This is a genomic window from Roseateles koreensis, from assembly GCF_028595305.1.
Lineage (GTDB): Bacteria > Pseudomonadota > Gammaproteobacteria > Burkholderiales > Burkholderiaceae_C > Paucibacter_A > Paucibacter_A koreensis.
The window spans coordinates 162,513-179,930 of sequence record NZ_JAQQXS010000008.1; the positions used below are offsets into that span (position 1 = coordinate 162,513).

The window sequence follows — 17,418 nt, forward strand, 5'->3', positions numbered from 1 at the left end:
TTCAAGTCAACTCCATGAACAGGTCTTCGATGTTCACCGTTTGCAATGCCGCTGAAGGGGGCGGCTCGCAGCCGGCGGGCAGGCGAATCAACCAGCGCTCAAGCCCATCGTCCAGGACATGGTTGCGCAGCCGCTGCGCCTCCAGACATGCCGTCAAGGCTTGCAGTTCGGGCCGGCTGCCTTGCACGCTGCGCACGGTTTCAATCAACTCGTCGAGGGGGGCCTGGCAGGTGATGCGCCCCTCGCTCATGAACGCGAGGTTGAAGGCCACGCGCTCCAGGTCGGAGAGGATGTGGGTGGAGAACACCACCGTGGTGCCGCGATCGAGCACCTGCCCCACCAATTCGCGCAAGAAGTCGCGGCGGCCGGCGGGGTCGAGGCTGGCGACCGGCTCGTCGAGAACGAGCAAATCAGGCTCGTGCGCCAGCGCCCGGATGATGCTCAAGCGTTGTTGTTGGCCGCCCGAGAGGCGGGCGATGGGCTTGTCGGCGGTAATGTCCCAGCGCGACATCAGGCCTTCGACCTTGGCCTCGTTCCAGCGGGGGTAAAAGCTTTTGAAATAGGCCAGCAACTGCCGTGCGGTGAAGCCCTCGAATAGATCGCTTTGCTGAGGCACATAGCCGATGCGCGCGCGGCTGGCGTCATCGATGGTGCAGGCGGCTTGCCCGAAGAGTTGAACCTGGCCGGCCCGTGCCTCCCGCAATCCCAGCAAGACCTCCAGCAGGCTTGTTTTTCCCGCACCGTTGCGGCCCAGCAAACCCACCACTTGACCCGGCAGCAAAGACCAGTCCAGACCCGTCAGCACTTGTTGCCGGCCGTAGCTCAGGGTCACTCCGGTGAGTTGTGCGGTGATTTCGGGGAGGTCTACCGCCGGGTGCACTGCCAAAGGTGCTGCGAAGACGGGCCGGTATGGGACGCTGAATGGGCCGTGGAGATGCTGGCGCTCATGGGGTGTCTCCCTCGTCAAGAATTTGTTTGAACAATTGCAGGGCTTGTTCGGGCTTGAGTTCCAACTCACGTGCCTGCCGGGCGGCTTGCTCCAGGCTGGGCCGCAAGAGTTCGACGCGTGAGGTGGTGGACTGCGCACGCTTGTGCTGGGGCGCGATGCGCATGGCCAAGCCGCGCCGTCGTTCAAGCAGACCCTCGCTCTCCAGAAGGCTGTAGGCCTTGGAGATGGTCATGGGGTGCACCGCCAGGGCTTGCGCCAGCTCTCGCACGGACGGAATTTCTTGGCCCGCCACCAACTGCCCGCTGGCCACGCGGCGGCGCAGTTGTTCCGTCAACTGGCGATAGATGGGTTCGGTTGAGCCCGTGTTGACGCTGAGAAAGTTGGAGTTTGGCTTCAAGTCGTCCACCATGTGTATCGGTATAGTCGTACACGCGGACGGACTGTCAATCCCTTTCCAACCCGCCCATGAGGGGCGGGTTTAAACAAGATTCAAAGGGGTTCAAGGACGACGAGCGGATGCTGGCTCGGTTGACTGCACTTGGGGCAATAAATTCAGGTCAAGGGGGAGACCTTGCTTTTTGTAGATTTCGTGCCAGCCCTCCACCCAGCGGCCGTCGCGCAGCCAGCGGTCGACCACCTGGCGCAAAGGTGCCTCAAAGCTGGCTTTGCTGGGGTGAAGCACTAGCACCAATTGGTCTTCAAACAGCGGTGGTTCGATTTTGCGAACCTGCTGATCCAGGCCGTTAGCAACCAGGTAGGCGAGTGCGTATCGTTCTTCGTCGATGACGGCGGGGGCGCGGCCTGCCATCAACATCTTGTACAGGCTTGGGCGCTGCCCGATGGCCTTGGCGTCAAGTTGGTGTTCGGTGGCAAAGCGCTCGCTTTGGCTGTTGCCGTTCAAATAGATCAAGGGCTGTCTGAGCCAGTCCTCCCTCTTGCGGGTCGGGGCACTCTTGAGAACGAAGAGGTAGCCGCGGGTATTCATCACCGGGCCGATCGTGATCATGTTTTTTGGATAAATGGCCTTGACGATCGAATTTGCGCGAAGAATTTCCAGATCGACATTTCCCGCCAACAACTCATTGCGGGAACGGACGATTGGGAAGACGAAGGTTTTCGGCTCGAACCCCGCTTCTTTCGCAATGCTGCTGATCATGCCGAGAACCGGCGCATTGGCATCGCTGGCTGCAATCCGTAACTCAGGCATTGCGGCGCGGGCGCAGGCACATAACGCCAGCAGGGCGCTCAAAGCGATTGCAGCTCTTCGGAACTGACGCCACACCATGGACTTTCTCAATTATGTGTTTCCGCCATGCTGACTTGAGGGGGGCATGACGGTTGTCTCAATATTCATGCGGCTATGCCCTGTAGTTAGAAGGTTAGCAGCTTGTTCGCTTTTCGTCTTGGTCTGCATGCCACAGGGTGTGCGTTGCCCATGATGCGATGATTCGACCATGTCCCGTCGAACTGCACCCATGCTTACCCGTCCCCACGCTCTGTTGCCGGTGCCCTGGCCCGCCTTTTTTGTCATGCTTCTGGCCTGTGTTGTGCCACCTTTGCTGGCTTTCAACCTGTCGCCTTCAGCCACCTTGTTCAACCAGTTGGCAGCCCTGGCGGGATGGGGCAGCGTTTTGATATTGTTGGCGGGCGCCGCGCCGCGCCTGCGCCCCAGTGCGGCCCTGGTGGCGATGCTGATGCTGGCATTGGCGCCGATGGTTTCGCATTTCTGGACCGGCCTGCCTTTGTCATTGGCGCTCTCGAACACGGCCTTGCTGGGGGGCGCCACCTTGCTGCTGATGGCCGGGGAAGGCGCCAGCCCGGGTGCCCGCTTGGCGTGGTTTGAAATCTTGTGTTGGGGTTTGCTGCTGGCAGGGCTGCTCAGTGTGGTGGTGAGCGTGGTGCAGGTGTTTGTGCCGCAATGGGCCGACGGCACCGTCATTGCGCGCAGCGGGGTGCCGGGGCGGGCGGTAGGCAATATGCGTCAGCCCAACCATCTGGCCAGCCTTTTGATGTGGTCATGCGTGGCGGCCGTCTACCTGGTGGAGGCCGGCACGCGGCGCCTGCCGTTGGGCCGGGTCTGGGTTTTGGGTTTGCCCGCCGTGCTGGCGGCGTTGATTTTTGCGGTGGTGTTGAGTGGCTCCCGTACCGGGGTGATTGGGGTGCTGATTTTGGCGATTTGGGGTGCCCTGGACCGCCGCATGCTGCGCGCCTCGCGCCTGGCTTTGCTAGCCACCCCTGTCATGCTGGGCTTGTGCTGGGGCGGGGTGGCCCTGTGGTCGGCCAGCAGCGGCCATGCGTTGGGCGTGGAGTCGCGCTTGGCCGAGGGCGCAGGGTCGCCGGCACGGCTGGCTATTCTTGCCAACAGTTGGGCGCTGTTGAAGCACAACCCCTTGTGGGGGGTGGGCTGGGGTGAGTTCAATCTGGCGTGGACCTTCAGCGAGTTTGCGCAACGCCCGGTGGCATTTTTCGACCACTGCCACAACCTGCCCATGCAGTTGGCGGTGGAGTTGGGCCTGCCGGTTAGCTTGACGATCTTGGGCTTGCTCAGTTGGTCTTTGTGGCGTGCGTTTTGTTTGAGCACCCAGGCCTCGGACGTTGGGCTGGCGGTGATGCGCCGATGCGCCTTCATGCTGGTGCTGATGATTGGCCTGCACAGCCTGCTGGAGTACCCGCTCTGGTACGCCTACTTTCTGCTGCCGACGGCATTCGCTTTTGGTCTGGCGCTGGGCGATGACGATGAACCGCAAGTCACGGCTGTTGCCACCCCCTCGTCCGCTGGTGTGGCCTTGGCACCGCTGTTGGGCCTGGGCGGTATGGTCTTGGCGCTGGGGGTCGTCTTTGCCGTGTGGGACTACCACCGCGTGGTGGTGATCTACGCACCGGGCGCAAACGCTGCGCCGCTGGCCGAGCGTATCAGCCTGGGCCAGCGCTCGGTGTTTTTCTCAACCCAGGCCGACTACGCCGCAGCCACCAGCCTTGAGTCTGGCCCCGAGGCGCTGGCCGCAGCCCGGCGCAGCGGCCATCAGCTCATTGATGCGCGTTTGATGATGGCCTGGGCCAAGTCGCTGCATGCGGTGGGCGACGATGACAAAGCCCGTTATGTGGTCGATCGCTTGCGTGAGTTCCACAACGCCAGCGCCGCTGGTTTTTTGGGTGAATGCGAGGTGCCGGAGTTGACATCGCTGCAGCTCTTTCAGTGCCAGGCAGGCCCGCAAACCCTGGATTGGCGCGCCCTGCGTTAATTTGCGCTAAGGCGCCGGTTACGCGGGTAGGTCGGCGTTCACGGCGCCGACCAGTCCCCCGACTTGCCGCCATGCTTTTCGACCACGCGGATCTGGCCCATGACCATGCCGCGATCGACCGCCTTGCACATGTCGTAGATGGTCAGCAGGCCGATTTGCACGGCCGTCAGCGCCTCCATTTCAACCCCGGTGCGCCCGAGCGTTTCAACCTGAGCGCTGCAGTTCACGATATTGTTGGGAGCATCCACCTTAAATTCCACGCTCACCCGGGTGAGGGGCAGTGGATGGCAAAGTGGGATCAAGTCCGCCGTGCGTTTGGACGCTTGAATCGCGGCGATGCGCGCAATGCCAAGCACGTCGCCTTTTTTGGCCGTGCCGCTGGTGATCAGCGCCAGCGTGGCGGGCAGCATCTGGATCTGCCCGGTGGCGCGGGCAATGCGGTGCGTGACGTCTTTGGCGGCAACATCCACCATATGGGCTTGGCCTTGGGCGTCAAAATGGGTGAGTTGTGCGCGGGTCATGGCATTGAATTTCTGGGTTCAGCAACAATCAAGCAGTGATTGGGAAACGATACTGGCCGCATCATAGTGAGTGCTGCTTTGCCAGCACTTGTCGGAGATTTCTCTTTGTTGAAGCAAAACCGGTTTTTTAGTGCGTCCGGCTTTCATGGCCGGTCGCGCCGCGCCATGCCGTCGAGATTCGTGGTCAGCACGCTGGCTGCTGTACTTTGGGTGACAAGCCCGCCGGGGCTTCAGGCGCAGGTTAATTTGCCCACGCTGGGCGACTCGGTTTCGCAAGATCTCGACGTGGGCGCAGAGCGCCGGTTCGGCGATCAGATCATGCGGCAAATCCGCCCTGATCCGGACTTCATTGACGACCCCATCCTGCTGGAGTATGTGCAGAACATCTGGGCGCCCTTGGTGGCGGCCGGTGTCCGCTTGGGCAATATCAGCGACGAGACGCGGGATCGTTTTGCCTGGGAAATTTTTCTTGTGCGCGACAAGAGCGTCAACGCTTTTGCCTTGCCGGGCGGCTTTGTCGGGGTGCATCTGGGCCTGATCGCGATGACGGTTTCACGCGATGAGCTGGCCTCGGTGCTGGGGCACGAAATGTCGCACGTGACCCAGCGCCATATTGCGCGGCGCATTGCTGGTGATTCACGCAACAACTTGCTGGCCACAGCCGCCATGATCGCAGGCTTGATCGTCGCCGCGCGCAGCGGCAGCATTGATGGGGCCAATGCGGCCATCGTGGGCAGCCAAGCGGCTGCGGCTGCGGCCTCTTTGAGTTTTTCGCGCGATATGGAGCGTGAGGCCGACCGTGTGGGTTTCAACGTGATGTCGCAGGCGGGCTTTGCGCCAGCGGGCATGCTCAGCATGTTCGAGCGGATGGAACAGGCCTATCACCTGATGGATGCGGGCAACTACCCCTACTTGCGCTCTCACCCGCTGACCAGCGAGCGCATTGGCGATGCGCGCACGCGCTTGGGTACCGAGGCTTTTGTGCGGCCCCTTGGCTTGGCCGAGCACGCATTGATGGCCGCCCGCGCCCGCGTGTTGATGGACCCGCGGGCGGAGGCCTGGGCGCAATTGCAGAACCTGGACGCCGGTGTTCGCGACACCAGTACCAAGGCGGGTGGTAAGGGGTTTGAGCAGCTCGGTGCGCGCTATGCCGCTGCCTTGGCGTCGATCAAGATGCGTGATTTTGGGCGTGCTGAAAATGCGTTGCGCAGCGCTGAACTCACGCTGGACTTGCTGGGCGAAGACGCGCGGGCGCGGCGTGATTTGCGCTATTTGCGAGCTGAGCTGGCGCAGGCCAAAGGCCAGGCGGCGGACGGCTTTGCCGCACTCGCCCCGCTGGCCGGCGAGCGCTCACGGGCGTTGTTGCTGCAGCGCGCGCAACTGGCCATGGTAGACAGCACCGGCCTGGCGTCGGCACGCCAGGTGGCTGAAGACCTGCAAACCTATGTGAGCCTGGTGCCCCATGACGCTGGCGCCTGGGCGCAATTGGCGCAACTTTGGGACCGCCTGCAGCAACCCCTTCGAGCCGTGCGGGCGCAAGGTGAGGTGCGCGCAGCCATGGGTGATTTGAATGGCGCGATCGATCGCCTGCGTTCAGGTTTGCGGCAATCGGGCGGGCGGGATGCTGACCAGATTGAAGCGGCGGTGATCGACTCGCGCCTGCGCGCCCTCACCTATGAGCGCCGCCAACTGCTGGCCGAGTTGTACCCCCGCGGCGCGCCACCGGGGGCCGAGTTGCCTTGAGGAGGGGGTAGCACACCTTTGCCTCAATCAACCGAGGGAAACAACCGCTCCATCACTACGTCGATCATCATGCCGCACAGGCTGTAGATCAGCGAGCCGATCAGCGCCGCGGTGAAGTTGGCCACCACAAATCCACCCATCAAATAGGCGGCCGCCCAGAACATCAAGGCGTTGATGACAAACAAGAAGAGCCCCATGCTGATTACGGTAACCGGCAAGGTCAGCAGGACCAGAACCGGCCGCAGCAAGGTGTTGAGCAGGCCGAGCACCAGGGCCGCGATCAGCGCAGATGTGAAGTTAGCGATCACCACGCCCGAATAGAGATGCGCCACCAGCAGCAAGGCACCGGCCAGCAAGCCCCAACGAATCAAAGTTTTCATAGACCTCTTCCCCTTATTTTTCATGGTTGAGTCTGGCCGCAGGCTTCAGTTGCCGCTGTAAGACGCAGATGCAAGCGTAATGCATCCGCATGACCTGACTTGGCTTGGTGATTCGATGAGCTGTCAGACGGCGTTGCGTGCCAAGTGTCACACCGGTTGGAGGCTTATGTGTGCCAGGCGCTGCTTGGCGAACCTGTCAACGGGCATAATGCGAAGCTTCCGAAAGGGGAGTAGCTACGTGGTGTGTTCAAGCCCTGACACACCTCGGCGGTCGCCCGTCAACACGGTGCTTGAGAAAGCATCCGGGCCCCGCGACTGGGTTTGAGCGTGCATCGCTCGGTACCTGTTTCGCAAGACTTTTCGACCTGTTCCTGATGCGCGTCCCTTCCAGAGTTTGGTTGGGCTGCGTGCGGGCTTGTTCGGTCGTTCCTTGTGCAATCAGGAGACTCTCAATGAGTACGGTAGCGCCTTTGTGGCTGTGGTTTTTCTTTGCGGGCTCGGTGCTCGCCGCCCTGTTCGTCGATTTCGTGGTGCTGCGCAAGCAAGGTGCCCACGAGGTGTCCGTCAAGGAGGCCGTCCAATGGTCCGCGGTCTGGGTGGCCCTGAGCATGGCCTTCAATGGTTTGTTCTGGTGGGCGGTGAAAGACTCAACCGGCGATGTGGCGCTGGCCAACGCCAAGGCCCTGGAGTTTTTGACCGGCTATCTCATCGAGAAATCGCTAGCGGTCGACAACATCTTTGTCTTCCTGATGATCTTCACCTACTTCGCCGTGCCCGTGGCCTATCAGAAGCGGGTGTTGATGTTCGGCATCATCGGCGCCATTGTGCTGCGCACCGCCATGATTCTGGTGGGGGGCTGGCTGATCGCTGAATTCCACTGGGTGCTCTATCTCTTTGGTGCGTTCCTGCTGCTCACAGGCATCAAGATGTGGTGGGCTGCGGGACAGGAGCCCGACCTGGAAGCCAACCCCGCGCTCAAACTGCTGCGCCGAACGCTGCCGGTGAGTGCTAACTTTGACGGCGAGCGGTTTTTCACCGTTGCACAAGGCAAGAAGATGGCCACACCGCTGCTGTTGGTGATTGCGCTGGTGGGCATGACGGACGTGATCTTTGCGGTTGACTCGATTCCGGCGATCTTTGCGATCACCAGCGATCCGTTCATCGTGCTGACGTCCAATATCTTCGCCATCCTGGGCTTGCGAGCCATGTACTTTTTGCTCAGCGCAATGGCCACCCAATTCCACTTGCTCAGTTATGGGTTGGCGGTCATCCTTGTCTTCATCGGCAGCAAGATGATGTTGATCGATGTGGTGAAGATTCCGGTGTTTGCCTCGCTGGGCGTGGTTGTCATGATCCTTGCCATCACCATGGTCTGGAGCGTGCGCACCGCGCCTAACATCCAATCTGACCGCTCTTGAAGGGGTGGCGTGAGCCGCTGACGTGTCTGTAAAAAGGCCTGCAGTTCACCCCAAGTGATGCGGGTGCGCGACACCCAGGGTAAACAAGGGTCATTTCCTTGTGCGATAGGGCCCGCTTCCTCTATGAAAGCCTTCTCAATGCCAGAGGGGCGCAGTACCATTGCCCTCGCTAGGTGCTAGAGAGAATTGAAGGCTTATGCGGTCTTCACCCAGGCCCGGCACATCAACAACGTTTTGTGATGGAGAGAATTGAAATGGCAACTGCGAAGAAGGCCGCGCCCGCTACAAAAGTGGCAGCGGCAACCAAGGCCCCAGCGGCTAAAAAGGCAGCCGTGAAGGCTGCGGCTCCGGCGAAGAAAGCAGCCCCCGCGAAGAAGGTTGCAGCCGCTGCCAAGGCTCCTGCAGCCAAGAAGGCTGCGACGCCCGCCAAGAAGCGCACGCCCAACGCTGCTTTCATGAAGGCACTGACCCCGAGCGCTGCATTGGCCGCGATCGTCGGCGCAGCCCCGCTGCCCCGTACGGACGTGACCAAGAAGGTCTGGGAGTACATCAAGAAGCACAAGCTGCAAGACGAAGTGCAAAAGCGCGTCATCGTGGCCGATGCTGCGCTGAAGGAAATCTTCGGCAAGGCCAAGGCCGACATGTTCGAGATGACCAAGCTGATCAACAGCCACCTGAAGTAATGCGTCAGCTCGACGCCGGTCTTTCGGGGCTGGCGGGCGATGCAGGTCTGGCCCGGCCTTGTTGCCGGGCTTTTTGCTTTTTGGCCCAGTCAGGCCGCGTATCAAGCCACAGGCATCAAGCCGGCTGGGTCAGCAAGGGGGTCTGCAGATGAGATTGCAGCAGCGTCACGAATCGACGCACCTCGATGGGCTTGGGCCAGTAGTCGCAGAACCCGGCATTCTTGGCCGCTTCGATGGTGGCAAGATCGTCGTCGGCGGAGAGGGCCACGCAGCGCAGCGTTTCCAGGTGCGGGTCGCGTTGTAGGCGTCGCCGCAACTCCAGGCCGCTGGTGTCCGGCAGGTTCATGTCGATCAGCGCCAACACGGGAATCGGGCCGGCTTGCAGCAGTTGGAGCGCCTCGGCACCCGTTTCAGCGCAAATCAGCTGCCAGTCGGGCAGGTGCCGAAATACCTCTTCCATCAGGACGATGTTGATGCGGTCGTCCTCGACATAAAGCACTCGCTGCGGTGCTGAATCCTGCTGCATGGGTGCGGTGGGGGAAGCTGTTGAATGAAACGGCGCACAGAGTAGCAGTGAATTGCCCCCGCGATATCAAAACCCTGCACGGCGACGTCCTAAATCTGCGCGGGCCTTGTTTTTTGGCATGAATTGATGCTGTTGCTTGCACACGTGCCATCTGCGAAGGCTGGGGCAGAACCCTCAAACAAGGGGGTGATGAATTGCGCTGAATCGTGAATTTGCTCACCCCTTGGAGCGACGGAGGATGGGGTGAGCCACGGCTTTGGCGCAGCCACTTTGTACACTAGAGTCCTGGCAGTTTCTTGACGAACTACAGGGAAATCACAAGCCAAAAGCCCAAGAGCTTCGACCGCGCCGCCAGTCACATTCGGCGCTGTGGTCAGATTGAACGGAACAGGAACCAACATGTCTTTGCTCGCATCGATTGCACTCGCGGCCTCCGGCGCGGCGTCTGGCGCCGTGCTGCCGCATTGCTCATGGGACAAGCCGGGGGTGAACCCGTTCATGGGCGATGTGGTGGCCGCGGTTGACCGCTACACCGATATTCCCGCCGACACCCGGGCGCGTTTGAAAGAGCGCATGAAGAAGCGCGACTACGACGAACTCGTGAGCATTCAGCGCGACGGCATTGTTGGCAAAGCGCAGTACGGCAGCGAAATTCGCGACATGTATTTCGGCGCCAACAATGTTTGCAAGACGGTGAGCCGAGCCAAGTGGTCGCTCAAGGCCGAGGAGCGTGGCTTGGTGTATTGCGAAGATGGGCAGTGCATTCTGGTGCCGACGGTCTGCCGCAACGTCAGCCGTATCACCCGTTTGCCCTCCAAGGCGGCGCCCGTCGCTGCAGCCAATTCACCGGCGAATGATTCGCAGGCGCCCCTGGAGTTGGAGCCTACATCAGCCGGCCCCTTGGCCACTGGTGGCCCCGCTGCGCCAGGCAGCTTTGCACAACTTGCGGGTGCGGGTTCGGGGCTGGAAGGCTTGCCACCCACCTCGGCAGGCCCCCTCGGCACCGCCCTTCAGGGGCCAACGACGGGCGCAACCAGCGTCCCGAGCCTGCCCGCAGGTACCGCCACGCCACAGACAGTGGTGCCGGGTGTGCCAGAGCCGGGCACCTGGGCGATGTTGTTGTCGGGGCTGTTTGCCGTGGGTTTCGTGGCCCGCCGCCGTGCCTGATCCGCGGCTCTTCGCCTGCACGGCCCTTTGATCGCATCTGCTGCATCTGCCGCCTCAGCGCAGCAGATGCAGCAGCAGTTCCTCCGCCTTTTAGCGCAGCAGCGCTTTCAAATAGCGGCCCGTGTGGCTGCCTTCATGGGCGGCCAATTGTTCGGGCGTACCGGCCAGCAGCAACTGACCGCCACCTGAGCCGCCTTCGGGGCCCATGTCGATCAGCCAGTCAGCGGTTTTGATCACGTCCAGGTTGTGCTCGATCACGACGATGGTGTTGCCCGCATCGCGCAATTGGTGCAGCACTTTCAGCAACAGGGCAATGTCGGCGAAGTGCAGGCCGGTAGTGGGCTCATCCAGGATGTAGAGCGTGCGGCCGGTGTCGCGTTTAGACAATTCCAACGCCAGCTTGACCCGTTGCGCCTCACCGCCCGAGAGCGTGGTAGCGCTCTGCCCCAGCTTCACATAACCCAGCCCCACGTCCAGCAGCGTTTGCAGCTTGCGGGCCAACGTGGGCACGGCACTGAAGAATTGGTGCGCGTCCTCGATGGTCATGCCCAGCACCTGGGTAATGTTCTTGCCCTTGTACAGCACCTCCAGCGTTTCGCGGTTGTAGCGCGCGCCGTGGCAGGTGTCGCAGGGCACGTAAACGTCGGGCAGAAAATGCATTTCCACCTTCAGTACGCCGTCGCCCTGGCAGGCCTCGCAGCGGCCACCGGCGACGTTGAAGGAGAAGCGACCTGGGCCATAACCCCGTTCACGAGCGGTGTTCATTTCCGCAAAAAGTTCGCGGATCGGCGTGAATAAGCCGGTGTACGTGGCCGGGTTGGAGCGCGGCGTGCGGCCGATGGGCGACTGGTCCACATTGATGACTTTGTCGAAGGCGTCCAGGCCCTCGATGTCGTCGTGCGGCGCGGGGTCAGCATGGCTTTGGTAGAGCTTTTTGGCCACCGCGGTGTACAGCGTGTCGTTGACCAAGGTGCTTTTGCCGGAGCCAGAAACACCGGTCACACAGGTCAGCAGTCCGACCGGGATTTCGACGGTCACGCCTTTTAGGTTGTTGCCTCGGGCGTTGACGATTTTGAGCGACAGGGGCTCGGGCATGTCGGCCAGGCTGTGGCGCTTTTTCGGGACTTCAATGCAGGCGGTGCCCAGCAGATAGCGGCCGGTCAATGAGTCAGGGTTGTGCGCCACTTCGTCCGGGGTGCCCTGGGCAATGATGTGGCCGCCATGGACGCCGGCGCCGGGCCCCAGGTCCAAAACATAATCGGCCGCCCGGATGGCATCCTCGTCATGCTCGACGACGATCACCGTGTTGCCCAAGTCGCGCAAGCGGCGCAGGGTGGCAATCAGTCGGTCGTTGTCGCGTTGGTGCAGGCCAATGGAGGGCTCGTCCAGCACATACATCACGCCGGTCAAGCCGGAGCCGATCTGCGACGCCAGGCGGATGCGCTGCGCTTCGCCGCCAGACAGCGTGTCGGCACTGCGGTCCAGGCTGAGATAGTTCAAGCCCACGTCGTTCAAGAATCGCAGGCGTGAGGTGATTTCGCGCACCACCTTGTCGCCGATTTCGGCCTTGGCGCCCTTGAGCTTCAGTCCTTCGAAGTAGTGCAGGCAATCGCGCAGGGTTGAGTGTTCAACCTCGTAGATCGGGCGGCCTGTGCTGCCGGGTTCGGCATCGGCCGCCTGCAGCACCACATGGCGGGCTTCACGGCGCAGGCGGGCCCCTTCGCAATGGGGGCAGGGCTTGGCGGCCATATAACGCGCCAGGTCTTCGCGCACCGCAGTGGAGTCGGTCTCCTTGAAGCGGCGTTGCAGATTCGGCAAGATGCCTTCAAAAGGATGGTTGCGCTTGACCGAGCGCTTGCGGCCACTGCTGGCGCTGGTGCTGGTTTCGGCCTGGTAGACAAAGGTGATCTCTTCGGTGCCCGAGCCGTAGAGCAGCGCTTGGCGGGCGGGGGCCGGTAACTCTTCAAACGGCAGTTCGATGTCGAATTGATAGTGCGCCGCCACCGCCTCCAGCATCGAGAAGGTGTAGGCGTTGCGGCGGTCCCAGCCTTTGACCGCTCCACTGCCCAGGCTCAGCGACGGAAAGGCGACCACCCGCTCTGGGTCGAACACCGTCATCTGCCCCAGCCCTTCGCACGAGGGGCAGGCGCCCACCGGTGAGTTGAAGGAGAACAGGCGGGGCTCCAGTTCCGGCAGCGAGTAACTGCAGATTGGGCAAGCGAATTTGCTGGAGAAGATTTGCTCGACGCCGCTGTCCATATTGAGCACCAGAGCCCGGCCCTCGGCCAGGCGCAAAGCGGCTTCAAAGCTCTCGGCCAGGCGCTGGCGCAGGCTGTCAGCGCTGTCGGCCTTCAGTTTGATGCGGTCGACCACCACGTCGATGTCGTGCTTTTCGGCCTTTTTGAGCGTCGGAAAATCGGGCGCATCCACCGTTGCGCCATCCACCCGAAAACGGATGTAGCCCTGCGCCTGCAATTGCTCGAACAGGTCCAGAAACTCGCCCTTGCGGTCGCGCACCACGGGCGCCAGCACCATCAGTTTGCTGTCTTCGGGCATGGCCAGCACGGCGTCCACCATTTGGGCGATGCTTTGGGCTTCAAGCGGCAAATGGTGGTCGGGGCAGAACGGCGTGCCCGCACGGGCGTAGAGCAGGCGCAGGTAGTCGTGAATCTCGGTCACCGTGCCGACGGTCGACCGCGGGTTGTGGCTGGTGGCCTTTTGCTCGATGGAGATGGCGGGCGACAGGCCCTCAATCACGTCCACATCGGGCTTGTCCATCAACTGCAGGAATTGGCGGGCATAGGCCGACAGGCTCTCGACATAACGCCGCTGGCCTTCGGCGTAGAGCGTGTCAAAGGCGAGGCTGGATTTGCCCGAGCCGCTCAGGCCCGTGATCACCACCAGCTTGTTGCGGGGCAGATCAACGTCTATATTTTTGAGATTGTGGGTGCGGGCGCCCCGGACCCGGATCATTGGCACCTCGGGAGGAGGTGATACGGGGCGGGAGTCGAGGTCAGACATGGCTTTGACAGCGGGTGCGGGCTGAGAGAAAACAACTGGACATCATAGGCCGCTTGCCTATCCGCCGCTGATGGGGTGTGTGCGCCGCAGGTTTCAAGGGCACTTCATGGCGGTGCCCGTCGTCAATCGCACGGGTCATCGGAGCCGCGTCCTTCATTTTGGGGACAAACGACTCAAGTCTTCATGAGTCGCACCGAAGTGCATGGAGGAGGCTTGGCTGACCCAAGGTCAAGCTGCGTGGACGTTCTGAATGCAGACCGCTGTCCTGGGGCAGCGCAAGGAGAACCGGCAATGGCTGTTGTGACCCGGATGCGGACGGATGATCGCCACGCGTTGGACCAGCGCTTGTTGCAGATCGCGGCGCGCTTGTCCGAGCTGGGGGCGTGGATTCAGGAGCGCGGCCCGGCCGGGCGTTTCCATGCCAGCGGCAAGGCGCACGATATTTTGAACGTGCCCTCCGGCAGTCTTCAATCCTTGGCCGACTGCTGGGCCGTGTTGCAGGACCAAGATCGCGCTGCGGCCGAGCTGGCCCAAGCTCAGTGCGAGGCCGGCGGGCGCGCCTACACCCTGGAGTTCCGCTTGCCGGAGCTTGCGCGCTCAGGGCCGCAGGACGCCGATGTGGGGCCGGTCTGGTTGCGTGTTCAGGCGGTGCCGATGTTTGGGCCTGACGGCAGTGTCAGCCGGGTGGAGGGTGCATTCTTTGACATCAGTGCCGCCAAATCGGCCGAACTGGCGCTGCAAGATAGTGACATGCGTTTTCGTGCTTTGATCGAAGGGGTCGAGCGCGTCTCCGTGCAAGGTTATGACAGCCAGCGCCGGGTGATCTTCTGGAACAAAGCCAGCGAGCGCTTGTACGGCTACAGCGCAGACGAAGCCATCGGGCGCCAGCTTGAAGACCTCATCATCCCCGGCACGATGCGTGCGCAGGTGATTGAAGGCACCCAGCAATGGCTGCAGTCGGGCGTTGTCTCGGCGCCGGCAGAGGAGCTGGTGCTGTGTGACAAGGCCGGCGCACCGGTACCCGTTTTTTCCAGTCACACCCTGCAGTACAGCCGCAGCGGCGAGCCCTTGCTGTTCTGCGTGGACATTGACCTGCGTGAACGAGTCAAGGCCGAGGCGCTGCGCCACCAGTTGGAGTCACAGTTGCGGGAGGCGCAAAAAATTGAGGCGCTCGGCATCATGGCGGGTGGCATCGCCCATGATTTCAACAACGTGCTGGGCGCCATCTTGTCCAACGTCAATCTGGCCAGCGCCCTGTTGGGGGCAAGCCACCCCAGCGAGCGCCACCTGCGCCTGATCACCCAGGGTGCCGAGCGGGCCCGCAGCATGGTGAAGAAACTGCTCACCTTCAGCCGCCGAGATGCTCCTCATCCGCAATGGCTGGCGCTGGCGGAACAACTGCGAGACACCCTGGACCTGCTGCGCGCGGGGCTACCGTCGCAGGTGACTTTGAGCCTGGGTGAATTGGATGAAACCTTGCAGGTGGAGGCCGATGCGGCTGAGCTGCAGCAAGTCCTGTTCAATCTTTGCACCAACGCCTCGCAGGCCTTGCCGCCCGAAGGTGGCACGGTGCGTGTGAGTTTGTACCGCTGTCAATTGCCGGAGGATCGGCCGCTGCTTCAGCTGCCCCCGGGGCTATACGCGCAGCTGTCAGTGTGTGACAACGGCAGCGGCATCAGCGAGGCCCAACAGGCGCGGATTTTCGAGCCCTTTTTCACCACCAAGCCGGCAGGTGAGGGTACGGGCCTGGGTTTGTCGGTGGTGCACGGCATCGTCCATCGCCATCAAGGCAGCATCGTGCTGGACAGCAGGGAAGGCGAAGGCAGCTGCTTTCATGTGCTCTTGCCCTGCGCGACGGCGGTCAATTTTCCGGCGAACCTGTCGCCGCCCGATCCTCCGGGTATCTCCAGACCCAGCGAGAAAGGCGACAAGAACACCATGGACGAGTGGGGGCATCGGGTGCCGCGCTTGCTCTACGTCGACGACGATGAAGTGATGCGACTGACGGCGCAGAGCCTGCTGCAGCGCGCGGGCTATCAGGTGGAAACCTGTGCGTCAGCGGATGCGGCCATGCACTGCCTGGGTGAAGCGAACGGCCCGTCAGCGTTGCTGGCTGGGTCGCCCTTTGCTGCCGTCATCAGCGACTACAACATGCCGGACCGCGACGGTTTTAGCTTGGCAGACGCCTTGCGTCAGACGTACCCGGGCCTGCCGGTGATCCTGGCTTCGGGTCACGTGAGCGACAGCATGCAATTGCAGGCCCATGCGCTGGGCCTGGCCCCGCTCATCAAAAAAGAGAATTTGCTGGAAGAGCTGGTAGCTGCGGTTGATCGGCGCCTGGTTGAAATGGGGCGGCGAATGCCGACATGACCCTTTTCTGGGGCTCATGATCGAATGAATCGGGCGCCGGCGCCGCCCTCGCGTCGCCGGGTATCTCCGACAATGCCCCTGGCTGCATGCCGCAGGCCGCCCATCAAAAGAACCGGATCGGAGACTTGAGTTGAAGGACGCGCGACGCCAAAGAAAAAGCTGGCTGGATGGCTTCATGGCCTATGCCTGGCCCCTGGGCCTGAATGAAGCCCAACTGCGCGAACACATCATGCAGCTCGACCAGCGCCTCTACGGGCTTTGGGATCTGGGCCAGAACCTGGTGTACGGCTGGGCCCCGGCGCCTCACGGCTTGCGGCTTATTGTGGCCCCCCATGTGTTGTTGACAGAGTTTGTGCACGGCGGCGGGCATGCCCAGACCCCAGAAGAACGCGCACGGCGCGCTCATCTGCTGGATGCCGTGCTGGCGGAGCCGGGGCCCCTGCCCGACGCGCAGCTTGACGCGCTGGCGGCTGAGTTTGGCCTCGAGCCGCTGGCGCTGGCCCTGCCTTTCGCGCCGGAGAAGGGGCTGGGCCTGGAACTGCTGGCCGCTATCGTTGCGCGTTATGGCATTCGGCTGGTGGAAGACCGGGCGGTCATTTTGCTCGACACCGTGGGGTTTTCATTGCTGACGCCCTTGCAGCAAGTGGTGCAGCTGGCGAGTTTGTCGTGCTCGGTCAATGCGGCCTATGCGAAGCTGCTGGACCGCGAAATCAATATCAACTTTGCGCGGACCACCACGGGTGACGGTTTTTATATCTGGAACCGCATGCGTGGCATCGAAGCCAATGTGGAGCTGTATCAGCTGCTGCAATTCATTCTGGCCGACAACGCATTGGCGCGTGAACGGGCCTTGCGACCCGAGTCGGTGCCGCGTCTGCGGGCGGGCTTTCATGTGGGCTCACATTACGAGTTCTATCAATCCGAAGGGCTCAATCCCACCTCATTCAGCTACTTGGTCGGGCAAGTCACCATTGAGCTGGCGCGCATGCTGGACCGTGCCCTGCCCGGTCAGATCCTGGTGGGCAAATTCAACACCGTGATGCATGAGCAGACGGGCGGAGTCAGCCGCCGTGTGAACAGCATGGACTTCGTTGATCGCGCCCGGCACCCGCTCAAGCAACTCGGTGGGTTGGCCCTAGGCGGAGCCGAAATCGATGAAATCGCCTGTTACCTGACCGGCCGCCGCGACGCACAAGAGCAATTCGGCGTCAGCGAATTTGAGATCAATGACAAGCATGGTTTGGCGCATCGGGTCTACAACGCCAAGATCAACATCCATCGCCGCCACGGCGAACCGATATATCTGGGTCTGCGAGAAGAAGATTTGCAAAGTTTTGCTGCGCCCTTGTAACGGTAAATAATGCCAATTTCCCAGTCTCGCGTTAGGATTAGCCCTTA

14 protein-coding genes are annotated in these 17,418 nt (G+C 61.9%); 7 read left to right on the forward strand and 7 right to left on the reverse strand.

Translation table 11 applies throughout. The features are described from left to right. Nucleotide 1 precedes the first annotated feature (1 nt). From PRZ01_RS10745 to PRZ01_RS10755, 3 genes are all read right to left on the reverse strand, one after another. The gene (locus PRZ01_RS10745; protein WP_273596857.1) at nucleotides 2–880 is read right to left on the reverse strand and encodes an ABC transporter ATP-binding protein; all 879 of its coding nucleotides are present in this window, start codon (nucleotides 878–880) and stop codon (nucleotides 2–4) included. A gap of 64 nt (nucleotides 881–944) precedes the next feature. After that, complete coding sequence (locus PRZ01_RS10750) at nucleotides 945–1,358, reverse strand: GntR family transcriptional regulator (RefSeq protein ID WP_273596780.1); 414 nt, start codon at nucleotides 1,356–1,358, stop codon at nucleotides 945–947. 90 nt (nucleotides 1,359–1,448) lie between these two features. Then, nucleotides 1,449–2,234: a type 2 periplasmic-binding domain-containing protein gene (locus tag PRZ01_RS10755; protein WP_273596781.1), complete on the reverse strand. Its 786-nt coding sequence runs from the start codon at nucleotides 2,232–2,234 to the stop codon at nucleotides 1,449–1,451. Nucleotides 2,235–2,403: 169 nt separating this feature from the next. On the opposite strand from PRZ01_RS10755, the gene PRZ01_RS10760 reads away from it, so the two are divergent. After that, nucleotides 2,404–4,191, forward strand: a complete 1,788-nt coding sequence (locus PRZ01_RS10760) for a PglL family O-oligosaccharyltransferase (protein ID WP_273596782.1) — start codon at nucleotides 2,404–2,406, stop codon at nucleotides 4,189–4,191. A gap of 38 nt (nucleotides 4,192–4,229) precedes the next feature. On the opposite strand, the gene moaC is transcribed toward PRZ01_RS10760, so the two are convergent. Continuing rightward, on the reverse strand, nucleotides 4,230–4,712 hold the full coding sequence (moaC, locus tag PRZ01_RS10765; RefSeq protein ID WP_273596783.1) for a cyclic pyranopterin monophosphate synthase MoaC: 483 nt from the start codon (nucleotides 4,710–4,712) through the stop codon (nucleotides 4,230–4,232). 105 nt (nucleotides 4,713–4,817) lie between these two features. On the opposite strand from moaC, the gene PRZ01_RS10770 reads away from it, so the two are divergent. Next, nucleotides 4,818–6,455: a M48 family metalloprotease gene (locus PRZ01_RS10770; protein ID WP_273596784.1), complete on the forward strand. Its 1,638-nt coding sequence runs from the start codon at nucleotides 4,818–4,820 to the stop codon at nucleotides 6,453–6,455. Between the two features lie 23 nt (nucleotides 6,456–6,478). On the opposite strand, the gene PRZ01_RS10775 is transcribed toward PRZ01_RS10770, so the two are convergent. Then, complete coding sequence (locus PRZ01_RS10775; protein WP_273596785.1) at nucleotides 6,479–6,835, reverse strand: phage holin family protein; 357 nt, start codon at nucleotides 6,833–6,835, stop codon at nucleotides 6,479–6,481. A 452-nt stretch (nucleotides 6,836–7,287) separates the two neighbouring features. Here PRZ01_RS10775 and PRZ01_RS10780 point away from each other — a divergent pair, with 452 nt between their 5' ends. Further along, entirely contained in the window at nucleotides 7,288–8,253 is a 966-nt protein-coding gene (locus tag PRZ01_RS10780) for a TerC family protein (protein ID WP_273596786.1), read from the forward strand. Between the two features lie 254 nt (nucleotides 8,254–8,507). Beyond that, nucleotides 8,508–8,936 carry an SWIB/MDM2 domain-containing protein gene (locus PRZ01_RS10785; RefSeq protein WP_273596787.1) on the forward strand — a complete coding sequence of 143 codons (429 nt, stop codon included), beginning with the start codon at nucleotides 8,508–8,510 and terminating at the stop codon, nucleotides 8,934–8,936. A gap of 115 nt (nucleotides 8,937–9,051) precedes the next feature. Here PRZ01_RS10785 and PRZ01_RS10790 read toward each other — a convergent pair whose 3' ends face one another. Further along, nucleotides 9,052–9,462 carry a response regulator gene (locus PRZ01_RS10790; protein ID WP_273596788.1) on the reverse strand — a complete coding sequence of 137 codons (411 nt, stop codon included), beginning with the start codon at nucleotides 9,460–9,462 and terminating at the stop codon, nucleotides 9,052–9,054. Between the two features lie 399 nt (nucleotides 9,463–9,861). Here PRZ01_RS10790 and PRZ01_RS10795 point away from each other — a divergent pair, with 399 nt between their 5' ends. After that, complete coding sequence (locus tag PRZ01_RS10795; protein WP_273596789.1) at nucleotides 9,862–10,629, forward strand: MHFG family PEP-CTERM protein; 768 nt, start codon at nucleotides 9,862–9,864, stop codon at nucleotides 10,627–10,629. A gap of 90 nt (nucleotides 10,630–10,719) precedes the next feature. Here PRZ01_RS10795 and uvrA read toward each other — a convergent pair whose 3' ends face one another. Beyond that, nucleotides 10,720–13,650, reverse strand: a complete 2,931-nt coding sequence (gene uvrA / locus PRZ01_RS10800; protein ID WP_458296225.1) for an excinuclease ABC subunit UvrA — start codon at nucleotides 13,648–13,650, stop codon at nucleotides 10,720–10,722. A 291-nt stretch (nucleotides 13,651–13,941) separates the two neighbouring features. Between uvrA and PRZ01_RS10805 the strand changes: the two genes are divergently transcribed. Beyond that, nucleotides 13,942–16,020 (forward strand): hybrid sensor histidine kinase/response regulator, encoded by a 2,079-nt coding sequence (locus PRZ01_RS10805; protein ID WP_273596791.1) that lies wholly within the window; start codon nucleotides 13,942–13,944, stop codon nucleotides 16,018–16,020. Between the two features lie 130 nt (nucleotides 16,021–16,150). Then, nucleotides 16,151–17,371, forward strand: coding sequence for a hypothetical protein (locus PRZ01_RS10810; RefSeq protein WP_273596792.1), 1,221 nt, complete (start codon nucleotides 16,151–16,153; stop codon nucleotides 17,369–17,371). Nucleotides 17,372–17,418 lie beyond the last annotated feature (47 nt).